Annotated in this window: 10 protein-coding genes and 3 pseudogenes; 10 read left to right on the forward strand and 3 right to left on the reverse strand. The window is 72.5% G+C overall.

Going from position 1 to position 12,446, the window contains the following annotated elements; genetic code table 11:
• Positions 1–416: 416 nt before the first annotated feature.
• Positions 417–1,430 carry a LacI family DNA-binding transcriptional regulator gene (locus tag ACZZ0J_RS07595; RefSeq protein WP_123938485.1) on the reverse strand — a complete coding sequence of 338 codons (1,014 nt, stop codon included), beginning with the start codon at positions 1,428–1,430 and terminating at the stop codon, positions 417–419.
• Positions 1,431–1,603: 173 nt separating this feature from the next.
• On the opposite strand from ACZZ0J_RS07595, the pseudogene ACZZ0J_RS07600 reads away from it, so the two are divergent.
• From ACZZ0J_RS07600 to ACZZ0J_RS07645, 10 genes and pseudogenes are all read left to right on the forward strand, one after another.
• A pseudogene (locus ACZZ0J_RS07600) lies at positions 1,604–2,740 on the forward strand (glycoside hydrolase family 127 protein); the annotation flags it as partial.
• Positions 2,741–2,859: 119 nt separating this feature from the next.
• Positions 2,860–3,600, forward strand: a complete 741-nt coding sequence (locus ACZZ0J_RS07605; RefSeq protein WP_463436085.1) for a glycoside hydrolase family 127 protein — start codon at positions 2,860–2,862, stop codon at positions 3,598–3,600.
• A 4-nt stretch (positions 3,601–3,604) separates the two neighbouring features.
• The gene (locus tag ACZZ0J_RS07610; protein ID WP_463436086.1) at positions 3,605–4,912 is read left to right on the forward strand and encodes an ABC transporter substrate-binding protein; all 1,308 of its coding nucleotides are present in this window, start codon (positions 3,605–3,607) and stop codon (positions 4,910–4,912) included.
• Positions 4,913–4,950: 38 nt separating this feature from the next.
• Positions 4,951–5,919 carry a carbohydrate ABC transporter permease gene (locus ACZZ0J_RS07615; protein ID WP_194646700.1) on the forward strand — a complete coding sequence of 323 codons (969 nt, stop codon included), beginning with the start codon at positions 4,951–4,953 and terminating at the stop codon, positions 5,917–5,919.
• Between the two features lie 3 nt (positions 5,920–5,922).
• Entirely contained in the window at positions 5,923–6,876 is a 954-nt protein-coding gene (locus ACZZ0J_RS07620) for a carbohydrate ABC transporter permease (RefSeq protein ID WP_123291928.1), read from the forward strand.
• Positions 6,877–6,967: 91 nt separating this feature from the next.
• Positions 6,968–7,663, forward strand: a complete 696-nt coding sequence (locus ACZZ0J_RS07625) for a response regulator transcription factor (protein ID WP_228509686.1) — start codon at positions 6,968–6,970, stop codon at positions 7,661–7,663.
• A complete protein-coding gene (locus ACZZ0J_RS07630) occupies positions 7,660–9,006 on the forward strand; it encodes a HAMP domain-containing sensor histidine kinase (protein WP_463436091.1) in 1,347 nt (448 codons plus the stop codon). Before ACZZ0J_RS07625 ends, ACZZ0J_RS07630 begins: the two co-directional genes overlap by 4 nt.
• A 45-nt stretch (positions 9,007–9,051) precedes the next feature.
• Positions 9,052–9,464 (forward strand): annotated as a pseudogene (locus ACZZ0J_RS07635) (glycosyltransferase); the annotation flags it as partial.
• Positions 9,465–9,626: 162 nt separating this feature from the next.
• Positions 9,627–10,253, forward strand: a complete 627-nt coding sequence (locus tag ACZZ0J_RS07640) for a UDP-N-acetylglucosamine--N-acetylmuramyl-(pentapeptide) pyrophosphoryl-undecaprenol N-acetylglucosamine transferase (RefSeq protein ID WP_463438156.1) — start codon at positions 9,627–9,629, stop codon at positions 10,251–10,253.
• Positions 10,250–11,239, forward strand: a complete 990-nt coding sequence (locus ACZZ0J_RS07645; protein WP_463436093.1) for an SDR family NAD(P)-dependent oxidoreductase — start codon at positions 10,250–10,252, stop codon at positions 11,237–11,239. The genes ACZZ0J_RS07640 and ACZZ0J_RS07645 overlap by 4 nt, the downstream gene beginning before the upstream one ends.
• Before the next feature lie 3 nt (positions 11,240–11,242).
• On the opposite strand, the gene ACZZ0J_RS07650 is transcribed toward ACZZ0J_RS07645, so the two are convergent.
• The gene (locus ACZZ0J_RS07650; RefSeq protein WP_463438157.1) at positions 11,243–12,055 is read right to left on the reverse strand and encodes a substrate-binding domain-containing protein; all 813 of its coding nucleotides are present in this window, start codon (positions 12,053–12,055) and stop codon (positions 11,243–11,245) included.
• Positions 12,056–12,114: 59 nt separating this feature from the next.
• Positions 12,115–12,291 (reverse strand): annotated as a pseudogene (locus ACZZ0J_RS07655) (LacI family DNA-binding transcriptional regulator); the annotation flags it as partial.
• Between the last annotated feature and the right edge of the window lie 155 nt (positions 12,292–12,446).

A 12,446-nucleotide genomic window follows, 5' to 3' on the forward strand; every position in this document is an offset into this window, starting at 1 on the left:
ACGTCCGCACCACACCCGGCTCCGCCCAGTTCCCGCCCGGTTCCCACCCGATCTCGAGCCTGACCACGACACCCCCCTCACGTCCGCCGAGGTTCCACAACTCGCCGCCCCCGCCACGCCCAGGTTCCACGAACGGCCCGGATCCCCGCCCAGATGCCGAAATCTCGGAACCCCGGGCTCGGAGCGGGACCCCGGGACAGCGGCCTTCGGCACGTTCCGACCGACCCCTTCGCGGCGGGGACTCGCCCGGCCCCTTCCCGCCGAGGTTCCACGACTCGCCGCCGCCGTGGCGCCGAGGTTCCACGAACGGCTCGGGGACCCGCCCAGATGCCGAGATTTCGGAACCTCGGGCGGGCGGGAGGGCGGACGGGGCGGGCGGACGGGGCGGGGCGGGGCGGGGGCGGGGGCGGGGCGGGCTACGCGCCGGCGGTGCTCTCGCGGATGACGAGGGACGGGGTGACCGTCGCCGAAGCCGCCGCGCCGCCGTCGATGAGACCGAGCAACGCCTGCCCGGCCACGCGCCCGAGCTCCTCGAGCCGCAGGTCCACCGTCGTCAGTGGCGGCCTCGAGGCGAGCGCCATCACGTCCCAGTCGTCGTACCCGGTGACGGCGACGTCCTCGGGGACCGATCGCCCGAGTTCCCGGAGCCGATCGCACACGCCACGGGCGATCTGGTCGCTGCCGCACACGATCGCGTCGACGTCGGGCGACTGCCGCGCGAGCACGTCGACGGCCTGGCGCCCCCACCGCTCCGACCACTCGCCGAACAGCGGCGGCGTGACCAGTCGTGACCCGAGCACGGAGGCCGCCCCCGCCACCCGACGTTCGGCGGAACGGTGCCGCGCGGGTCCGGTGACGACGGCGACCCGCTGCCGTCCGAGCGTCAACACGTGCGAGGCGACGAGCGCGGACCCTGCGGAGTCGTCGAGGGTGATCGACACGTCGTCGGCCGAGGTCGACGGCGTGAACGCGTACACGACCGGGATCGCCACGTCGATCGGCGGTCGCGGGTCGGCGGACCGTCCGGTCACGATGATCCCGTCGACGCCGCGGGCTGCGAGGGAGCGGAGGTAGTGGGCCTCGCGGACGTGGTCGTCGCGGGTGTCGCAGAGCAGGACCGCCATCTGCCCGGCGGACAGGGCGTCCTCGGCACCGAGGAGCACCGGGATCGAGAACCGACCGAAGGAGTCGGTGGTGATCATGCCGACCGTGTAGGTCCGACCGGAGGACAGCGCGCGGGCCCGGGCGTCTCCGACGAACCCGAGCTTCTCGGCGGCGTCCTTGACGCGTGCCCGGGTGGAGTCGCGGAGCTGTCCGGTGCCGTTGAGCGCCTTCGACGCCGTGCCGATCGACACCCCGGCGAGCGCGGCGACGTCGGTGATCCGGACGGGTTGCGTGCTGCGGTCGGCACCGGTGCGCTCGAGGGTCACGGCAAGTTCCTTTCCGGATCGCGGGACGTGACGATGAGCATACGCAGAAAAACGCCCACAACTCTTGCGCACCCCAGGTCGGTGTCGTACTGTCCACCGCAGAAACCGTTTTCCGAAACGCCGCACGAACGGCGGACACCGGGACGGTCCCAGTCACATCGCAAGGAGGCGACATGACCACCACGCTCGCGACCGACAGCCGTGCGCACACCGCGACCCCGGTCCTCCCGACCGCCGACGCGCACCTCACGCTCCGGCCCCTGCCGACGGGCGACGCCCGGATCACCGGCGGCTTCTGGGCACTCCGGCAGGAGCGCAACGGCCGTGACGCGGTCCGCGGCGGGTACGCCCTGCTCGAGACCGCCGGCAACTTCCGGAACCTGCGCATCGCCGCCGGGCTCGAGGAGGGCGAGGCCACCGGCCCGATCTTCATGGACTCGGACGTGACGAAGTGGCTCGAGGCGGTGGCGTGGGAGTACGGCCGCGCCCCGTCCGAGGACCTGCTCGAACTGCAGCGCGAGGTCACCGCCCTGTACGCCCAGGCGCAGGCCGACGACGGCTACCTCGACTCCGTGCAGCAGATCCGTGGGAAGGGCGAGCGGTACACGGACCTCAAGTGGAGCCACGAGATGTACTGCGCCGGCCACCTGTACCAGGCGGCCGTGGCGCAGCACCGGGCGACGGGCGACACCGGCCTGCTCGAGGTCGCGATCAAGAACGCCGACCACCTGGTCCGCACGTTCGGCGACGGCACCGCACCGGACGGCACGCCGAAGACCCGCGACGTCGACGGCCACCCCGTCGTCGAGATGGGCCTCGTCGAGCTCTACCGCGAGACCGGCAACCGCGACTACCTCGACCTGGCGCACTGGTTCGTCGACGCCCGCGGCACGGGCATCATCGAGCGGGCCGGCGGCGAGCCGACGTACTTCTCCGACCGGGTGCCGAGCCGGCAGGCCGCGACCGTCGAGGGCCACGCCGTCCGCGCCGTGTACCTGGCAGCCGGCGCCGTCGACGTCGCGATCGAGACCGGCGACACCGAGCTGCTGGCCGCGAGCGAGCGCCAGTTCGCCGACATGATGGCGACGAAGGCGTTCATCACCGGCGGGCTCGGGGCGCGCTGGGACTGGGAGGCGTTCGGCGACCCCTACGAGCTGCCGACCGACCGCGGCTACGCCGAGACCTGCGCGGCCATCGGCGGTGTCCAGTGGGCGTGGCGCCTGCTGCTCGCCACCGGCAAGCCCGTCTACGCCGACGCGATCGAGCGCCTGCTCTACAACGCGTTCCTGGCCGGCGTGAGCCTGGCGGGCACCGAGTACTTCTACGTGAACCCCCTGCAGCAGCGGGACCACGCGCACCAGGACGAGAACCGCTCCCCGCCCACGGGCGCCGCGGCTGGTTCGACTGCGCCTGCTGCCCGCCGAACATCATGCGCACGTTCGCGAGCCTGGACGGCTACCTGGCGACCGCGACCGACGGCGGCCTGCAGATCCACCAGTACGCGACGGCCGACCTCGGGCCGGTGTCGGTCGAGACCGGCTACCCGCACGACGGCCGCGTGGTCGTCACGGTCACCGAGGACGGCCCGCTCGCCCTCGGCCTGCGGATCCCGGTCTGGTCGGACACGACGACGGTGCAGGGACCGGACGGTGCCGCGCACCCTGAGCCGGGCACGCTGCACGTCGTCGACCGGCACTGGACGGCCGGGGACACCGTCGAGCTCGTCTTCGACACGACGCCGCACCGGTACGTGGCCGACACCCGCATCGACGCCGCCCGCGGTCAGGTCGCCATCGAGCGTGGGCCCCTCGTGTACGCGGTGGAGCAGGCGGACCAGCAGGGCTTCACGGTCGACGACCTGACGGTCGACGCGGTCGCCCCGATCACCGAGGAACGTCGCGACGACCTGCTCGACGGCATCGTCACGCTCCGCGTGCCTGGACACGCCCCTGCCGGACACGAGCAGGCAGCGTGGCCGTACCAGCGGCTGGACGCGAGCCGGTCTGGAGGATCGGATCACGCCGTGGACGCGACCAGCGTCGACGACGCGGCCGGCTCGCAGGGCGCCACCACGGACCTCCCGTCGGTCACCGCGACCGCGGTTCCCTACTACGCCTGGGCGAACCGGGGCGCAGCGCCGATGCGCGTGTGGCTCCCGCTGGCGCGGTGATCTGATGGACCGCAGAGCGTTCCTGGTCGGCGGTGTCGCCGGCGGCGCAGCACTCGCGCTGGCGGGGTGCTCCGGCACCCTGCCGAAGGTCGACGCGAAGGTGGCGAGCTTCGGGAAGGACGCAACCGGCACCGTGCACGTCTGGTGCCGGTCCGCGACCCAGGCCGGGCTGACGTCGGCCGTGGCCGGGTTCAACAAGGCGAACCCGAAGCTGCAGGTCGAGCTGACCCCGGTGCCGGACGGTCAGTACGTGACGAAGCTCGCGACGGCCATCCGCGGTGGTGAGCCGCCGGACGTCGTGGACATCGACGACATCAACTCGCAGCTGTTCATCTTCCGCGAGGCGTTCGCCGACCTGACCGACGTGGTGAAGGGTCTCGACTACTTCGACGCGATCTCACCGGGCCACCTGCGACTGCTCGAGTACCGCGACCGGTACTACGGGCTGCCCTACCTGGCGGACAACTCGCAGCTGTTCGTGAACACCGAGCTGTTCGACCGGGCCGGGCTCGACGTCGAGGACTCCACGAAGGACCTCGACTCCCTGCTGGCGGCGGCGAAGGCCATCCGGAAGACCGGCGACGACGTCTACGGGTGGTCGATCTCCGGCAACGCCGCCGGCATCATCGGCTTCGTCACCCAGCCGCACGTCTGGGCGACCGGCGTCGACATGATGTCCGGCGAGGTCGGCAAGCAGACGGCGAACATCACCGGCAACGAGGCACTGGAGCGGATGCTCGAGTTCTACCGGCAGCTCTGGAAGGACGGCGCGCTGTCGAGGGCGACCTACTCGGATGCCGGGACCACGTGGGGCGCGGACTTCCGGGCCGGCAAGGTCGGGATCTTCCCGACCTCGTACGGCGCCACCGTGCCCGCGGCCACCAAGGCGATGCGGGCGAAGATGCAGACGGTGCTCATCCCGTCGTGGGACGGCCAGCGGTCGTTCTTCGACGGCGGCGACAACATGTGCATCCCGAACGGGGCGGCGAACCCGTCCGGCGGCTGGGCGTTCATGCAGTACGCGAACGGCCTGCAGCAACAGCAGGCCCTGCCCGACGGCGGGTACTTCCCCACCCGCTCCGACGCCGCGACGCCCGAGTACCGGAAGCGGTTCCCACTGGCGTTCGGCCCGCTCGACGCCATCGACAAGGGCTACGCGCCGCAGACCCTGGCGTACAACCTGCTCAACAACCAGCCGTCGTCACCGTACTTCGCGATGTTCCGCGAGGCCGTGTTCGGCTCGGGCACCGCTGCCGCGATGAAGACGGCGCAGGCGGACTACAGCCGCATCCTCGACCAGGTCCAGGCCTGACCGTCGCTCGCTCGTTTGTTGCACAGAGAGGTGCAGACATGACCACCATCTCCAACCGACGGACCGGCGCCGGCCGCCCGACCGTCGGCCGCGGCGCCGGCCGCCCGGGCCGCTCGGGCCGCTCGGGTCCGTCCCGCGGCTCGCTCACGCACCCGCCCCGCGCCGGCGCCGTGCTCGTCACCCCGGCGATCGTCTTCGTCGCGGTGTTCGTCCTCGCCCCGCTCGTGTTCGCGCTCTACATCTCGTTCACGAACTGGCCCCTGATCGGTCCGTACCGGTTCATCGGGCTGCAGAACTACCTGACGCTGTTCCAGGACCCGACGTTCGTGCACGCCATCGGGTACACGCTGCTGTACACCGCGATCGTGACGGTGCCGATCCTGGTGCTCGGCTACTTCCTGGCGGTGCTCATCCGGGCACGGCGACGGGGCAGCACCCTGCTGCGGACGGTGTTCTTCCTGCCGTACGTCGTCGGCCTGACCACGCTGTCGTTCATGCTCGTGCTCGAGGCGCAGCCGAACTCCGGGGCCGTCAACATGGTGCTCCGCTGGCTCGGGATCACCGACGGCAGCACCGCCTGGCTCGTCAACGGCCCCCTCGCCACGCTGCTCATCTGCGTGCTCGTGGTCTGGGCGGTGTCCGGCCTGACGATGGTGCTCCTGATGTCGGCCATGCAGGGCATCCCCGACGAGGTGTACGAGTCGGCGCAGCTCGAAGGTGCGTCCTGGTGGCAGACCGAACGACTCATCACCCTGCCGATGATCCGGTCGACCATCGCCCTCAGCGCCATCATCTCGGTGATCGGCTCGCTGCTCGCGTTCAACCAGTTCTACATCCTGACCCAGGGCGGGCCGGGGACCGAGACCACGACGATCGTCAACGCGATCTACAACCGTGGCTTCGTCAACCTGCAGCTCGGCGCCGCGACCGCCGAGTCGATCGCCCTGGTCGTCGTCATCGCCGCCGTCACGGTGTTCCAGTTCTGGGCACTGCGAGAGAAGGACTGAGCCATGAGCACCACGACCTCCCGTGCCGGCCTCGCGGCACCGGACCTGTCCACCCGCACGCTGACCACCACCGGCGACGGACGCCGCCGGCGCCACCACCAGGGCAGCGTCCGGCACCCGCGCGACACCGCCGTCAAGCGCACCCTGTACGTGATCGCCGGCGTCGGGTCGGTGCTCGTCTTCGGCGTCCCGCTGCTGTGGTCGATCCTGCGGGCGTTCCAGTCCGAGGCCGTCATCACGCAGGCCGCCGACCCCGCGACCTTCTTCCAACTCGGCTGGCAGAACTTCGCCGCCGTCTTCAGCTCGTCGTCACACCTGCTGACCGGCGTGTTCAACTCGTTGATCGTGTCGATCGCCACCGCGGTGCTCACCGCGGTGATCGCCACGATGGCCGGGTACGGGTTCGCCCGCTTCCGGTTCCGCGGGTCGGGCATCGTGTTCGGTCTGGTGCTGCTGACGATGATGGTGCCGTTCCAGGCGATCCTCACCCCGCTGTACCTCGAGATGAACGCCATGAAGCTCACGAACTCGCTGCTCGGGCTCGTGCTGTTCTACACGACGGTGAACCTGCCGTTCGGGGTGTTCGTGATGCGGAACGCGTTCGAGTCGATCCCGACCGAGCTCGAGGACTCGGCATTCGTCGACGGGGCCTCACGCTTCCGGGTCGTCGTGTCGGTGCTCCGCCCGCTCCTGCTGCCCGGCGCGGCCACCGCTGCGCTGTACGCGTTCCTGGCGTCGTGGACGGAGTTCCTCGGGGCGCTGACCTTCCTGACGAAGGACTCGCTCTACACGCTGCCGGTGGCACTGCTCAACCTGCAGACCGGGGCGTACGGGCAGGTGTCGTACGGCAACCTCGTCGCCGGGTCGGTGGTGGCGATGATCCCGTGCATCGCGCTCTACGTCGGACTGCAGCGGTTCTACGTCGCAGGCCTGTCGTCGGGGGCGCTGAAGGGCTGACGGTCGGGTCGGCCCGGCGGGCTGACGGTCGGGTCGGCCGTCAGCCCGCTCCTTCAGCTTCCGGTCCGGAGGCCGTGCGACGATGCCGCGCATGACGGACAGGACGACGGTGCTCGTGGTGGACGACGACGTGAACGTGCTGCTCGGCATCCGCGTCGCCCTCGAGACCGACGGGCACCGGGTCGTCACGGCCGAGGACGGCCGGGCGGCACTGGCCGCGGTGGTCCGCGAGGACCCCGACGCCGTGGTGCTCGACCTCGCGATGCCGTTCCTGGACGGCGTCGGCGTCTGCCGGGCGCTCCGCACCGCCGGTGACGCGGTCCCGGTGATGATGCTCACCGCGCACGACCGGCCGGCCGAACGCGTCACCGGTCTCGACGCCGGCGCCGACGACTACCTCGGCAAGCCGTTCGACGTCGACGAACTGCGCGCCCGCGTGCGAGCCCTCGTCCGCCGTGGTGGCTCGACCGGCGGCTCCGCTCCCGATCCGACGTGGTCCGGCGTGACCCTCGACGCCGAGCAGCGGCAGTTGCGCCACGGACCGGGCGCCGGCGACCACACCGACCTGACCCGCAGCGAAACGATCCTGGCCGAGCTGCTCTTCCGCGATCCGCAGCGGGTCCGCACCCGTGACGAACTCTCCGACGCCGTCTGGTCGGACGGCGCGGCGCCGACCTCGAACGCCCTCGACGTCGCGGTCGGCGGCCTCCGCCGCAAGGTCGCCGCCGCCGCGGGGACCCCGGCGATCACGGCGGTGCGCGGCCTCGGCTACCGGCTGGAACCGTGACCCCGACCGTGCGGCGCACCGGCTCGCTCCGGCGCCGACTCGCCGCGGTCGTCGCCGGCGTCGTCGCCCTCGTGGTCGTGCTCGTCGCCGTCCTGACCGGGTTCGTCGTCACCGTCCAGCTGCACAGCACGCTCGACACCTCCCTGTCGCGCGAGGCGACCCGCGTCCAGCGCCTCGCGCAGGCGAACCCCGACACGGTCAGCGACCTGAGCGGGGACTGCCGGTACGCCGTCGAGCCGGCCTGCGCCCGGCTGATCGCGTCCGACGTCACCGTCGGGACGGGCGGTGGCCCACTGGCCGTCACCTCGGCGGCACGAGCCGTCGCCGACGGGGCGCAGGACCGGGCGTTGTACACCGCCGACGGTGTCCGGGTCGTGGTCCTGCCGATCCGCCCCGACGGTGCGGTGATGGTCGGGCTCCCGACCCGCCAGACCGACGTCGCGGTGTCCCGCACGTGGATCGCGCTCGGCGTCGCGGGTGCGGTCGGCATCGTGCTCGCCGCGGTCGCCGGGTACGTCGTCGCCACGGTCGGCCTCCGTCCGGTGCAGCGTCTGGACCGCGCGGTGCGCCGGGTCCGGGACACCGCGGACCCGCACGCCCGTGTGGGCATCCGGCGGAACGACGAGCTCGGTCGGCTGTCCGGGGCGTTCGACGAGATGCTCGCCGAACTGGCCGCCGCGAGCGACAGCCAACGGGACTTCGCCGCTGATGCCTCGCACGAACTGCGCACCCCGTTGACGACGCTGCGGACGAACCTGCAGCTGCTCGGTGGGGACCGTCCGATCGACGACGCCACCCGCGAGTCGTTGCGCGCAGCGGTGACGCAGGAGCTCGCCGCGATGCAGGCCACGATCGACGACCTGGCGGAGCTGGCACGCGGTGACCGCTCGCTCGCCGGGCTGGCCCGTGTCGACGTGGTCGCGGCGGCGCACGACGCCGCGACGGTCGCTGCCCGTCGGTGGGGTGTCCCGATCGACGTCGACGCCCCCGAAGCGCCGGTGCTCGTGTCGGTGCCGGACGGACGACTCCCCCGCCTGTTCGACGTCCTGCTGGACAACGCGGGCAAGTACGGTGCCGGCGGACCGGTGTCGGTGTCCGTCGGGTCCGTCGGCAACGAGGTCGTGGTGCGCATCACCGACCGCGGCATCGGGATCCCACCAGCGGACCGAGCCCGGGTCTTCGACCGGTTCCACCGAGCCCCGTCGGCACGTCGCCTGCCGGGCTCCGGCCTCGGACTGGCCATCGCCGCACAGGTCGTCGCCGGCGCCCACGGCACGATCCGCCTCGAACCGGGACCGGGCGACGTCGGCACCGCGGTCACGGTCGTCCTGCCCCGCGCCTGACCTCATCTCCGCCTCACCCACGCACCGCACCCTTGCGGCATGGTCATGCTGCACTCTCCCCGCACCGGACGGCCAGCCTCCGGCTCCGCACCGCTCCGCGTCGTCGTCGCGGCCGGCGGCACCGGCGGACACGTGTTCCCCGGCCTCGCCGTCGCCGCCGCGATCGAACGCCTCGTCCCCGGCAGCACCGTCACCTTCTCGGGAACGCCGGACCGTCTGGAGGCCCGGCTCGTCCCCGCCGCCGGCTACCGTCTCGACACCACGCCGATGCAGTCCTTCCCGCGCCGTGTTGGCCGACGCGCGTTCGGCTTCCCCTGCGCTTCGCGCGCTGCGTCCTCCGCGCACGACGACAGCTCCGGGCACGCGGCGCACAGGTCGTCGTCGGGGTCGGCGGCTACCCCAGCGTGCCGGCGGTCGTCGCTGCGTGGACGCTCCGCATCCCCGTCGTGGTGCACGAGTCGAACGCGACGCCCGGGCTCGCGAACGTGCTCGCCGCCCGGCTCGCCCGGCACGTCGCTTGCGCCTTCGACCCGGCCCGCACCGGCCTCACCGGCCGCGCCGAGGTCCGCCGGGTCGGCATCCCGATCCTCCCCGCGCTGGCGTCCTGCGACCGGGCGTCGATGCGCGCCACCGCCCGCGAGCGCTTCGGCGTCGCACCCGGCGAACGGTTCGTCGTCGTGTCCGGCGGCAGCCTCGGTGCTGCATCACTCGACCGGGCCGCGGTCGACCTGGCGTGCGCCCGCTCGTGGGACACCGGCTTCCGGATGCTCGTCAAGGCGTCGCCGACCCACGTCGAGGAACTGTCCGGACGACTGCACGACGGTGGCGGCGACGCGGTGGCCTCGATCGTGTCGCACATCGACGACATGGCGGCCGCGTACTCGGCGGCCGACGTCGTCGTGGTCCGGGCAGGAGCCTGCACCGTCGCCGAGGTCGAGCACCTCGGCGTGCCCGCCGTCCTCGTGCCGTCGCCGTACGCGACCGACGACCACCAGACCGCGAACGCCGAGGCGCTCGTCGCCGCCGGCGCACGGGTCGTCGTCGTGCCCGACGCCGACCTGGACGCCCGTGCCCTGGACGCCGCCGTCTCGGCGCTGGCCGCACCCGCCGGGGCCGACCCGCGCCTCCCGGCCGCTCCGCCGCACCACCTGCCGGACGCGACCTCACCCCACGCGGCCGCGGCGGACGCCGTCGCGGCCTGGGCGATCGAACTCGCCCGCACCGACTCCGAAAGGACCCCACGATGACCGATCAGCACTGGCACGGACGCACCGTCCTCGTCACCGGAGCGGAGGGCTTCATCGGCTCGACGCTCGTCGACGCCCTCGTCGAGCAGGGCGCCCACGTCCGGGCGCTCTGCCACTACAAGCCCTACGGCGCCGCCGGGTGGCTCGCCCGCTACGCCGACGACGACCGGGTGACGCTGCTCGCCGGTGACGTCCGCGACCCGTTCCTGGTCGACTCCGCCGTCGACGGTGTCGACACCGTGTTCCACCTCGCCGCGCTCATCGGGATCCCGTACTCGTACGTCGCCCCGGAGTCGTACGTGCAGACGAACGTCGTCGGCTCGCACAACGTCGTCGCCGCCTGCCGTCGGCACGGCGCCCGGATGGTGCACACCTCGACCTCGGAGACCTACGGCAGCGCGCTGCGCGTCCCGATGGACGAGACCCACCCTGCCCAGCCGCAGTCGCCGTACTCCGCGTCGAAGATCGCCGCCGATGCGATGGTGCTGTCGTACCACGCGGCGTTCAGCACCGAGGTCGCGGTGTGCCGGCCGTTCAACACGTACGGGCCACGGCAGAGCGGCCGTGCGGTGATCCCGGCGATCCTCGGGCAGCTCGCCGCGGGCGCGTCCTCGATCCGGTTGGGGTCGACGACACCGACCCGCGACTTCACGTACGTCACCGACACGGTCGCCGGGTTCCTGGCGATCGGCGCGTCCGACGCAGCGGTGGGGCGAGCGCTCAACCTCGGGACCGGCAACGAGATCGCGATCGGCGACCTGGCCGCGATGCTCGTGCGGATCAGCGGGCAGCGTGCCGAGGTCGTCGTCGACGAGTCGCGGCTGCGGCCCGAGGCGAGCGAGGTCGACCGGTTGCTGTCGGACAACACGGCCGTGCGCGCCCTGACCGGGTGGGCGCCGCGGGTGTCGCTCGAGGAGGGACTCCGCCGCACCTGGGAGGCGATGCGCGCGGCCGCGGCGCCGGACGCCGCGCGGTACCTGGTGTGACGGCTAGGCCGACCGGCGCACCACGAGCTCCGGGGCGAGCAGTGTCTCGTCGCGGGGCTCGCCCTCGACCAGGGCCCGCACGGTGTCGAGCACCCGCTCCCCCATCGCCCGGAAGTCCTGCCGCACGGTGGTCAGCGGCGGCGTGAAGTGCGCGGCCTCGGGGACGTCGTCGAACCCGACCACCGCGATGTCGTCGGGCACGCGCAGGCCTTCGTCGGCGAAGGCGTGGAGCACCCCGAGCGCCATCTGGTCGTTGCCGGCGAACACCGCGTCCACGGCCGTCACGTCGATGTGCCGTGCGGCCGCGAAGCCGCTCCCCAGGGTCCAGTCGCCGTCGAGCACGACGGGTTCGAGGCCGGCGTCCTGCATGATCCGGACGTAGGTGGCGCGACGCACCTCCGACTCCTGCGAGACGGGCGGGCCGGCGATGTGCACGATCCGCCGGTACCCGCGCCCGAACAGGTGTTCCATCACGAGCGACGTCCCGGCGGCCTGGTCGATCGCGACCGCGGCGACGGTCGACGCCGCCGGGTTCCGGACGGCGTCGCGCTGCACGGCGTTCGACACCACGACGGGCACGGTGACCGGCACGGTGAGGGAAGCGAGGGCGTCGAGCACCCGGTTGTCCGCGGCGACGAGGACGATCGCGGCGACGTCCTGCGCGAGCAGCGTCGTGAGTGCACCGGACAGGTCGGACGGCGTCGGGTCCTCGGGCAGGGTGGAGAGCAGCACGTGGTACCCGGCCGACCGGGCCGCACGTTCGAAGCCGATCGCGGTGCTCGACGGACCGTACAGCGCGTCGCCCGCGGTGATGATGCCGAGCGCGCGGCTCCGCCCCCGGCGAGTGCTCGGGCGGCGGCGCGGGGCCGGTAGCCGAGGTCGTGGACGGCGTCGGTGACCTGCGTGCGGAAGGCGTCGCGGACCGTCGGGTCGCCGTTGATCACGCGCGAGACGGTCTGGTGGGAGACGCCCGCGCGCTCGGCGACGTCGAAGATCGTCGGAGCCTTCCGGCGTTTGCCGCCCGTGCCCCCTGGGGCGGTCGTGGTCGTCACGAGGCCAACCGTACCGCGCAGTCCGGCCCGCGCGGCAAGATCGCGAAACGGTCACGCCGAGTTGACACCCCGTTACGAAAGCCCCAGTATGTGAGCGCTCACACGAGCACATCCCTCGGGGCACAGCAGCCCCGGCACCTGAGCGCGTCGAGGAC

Source organism: Curtobacterium sp. AC272 (assembly GCF_979258155.1).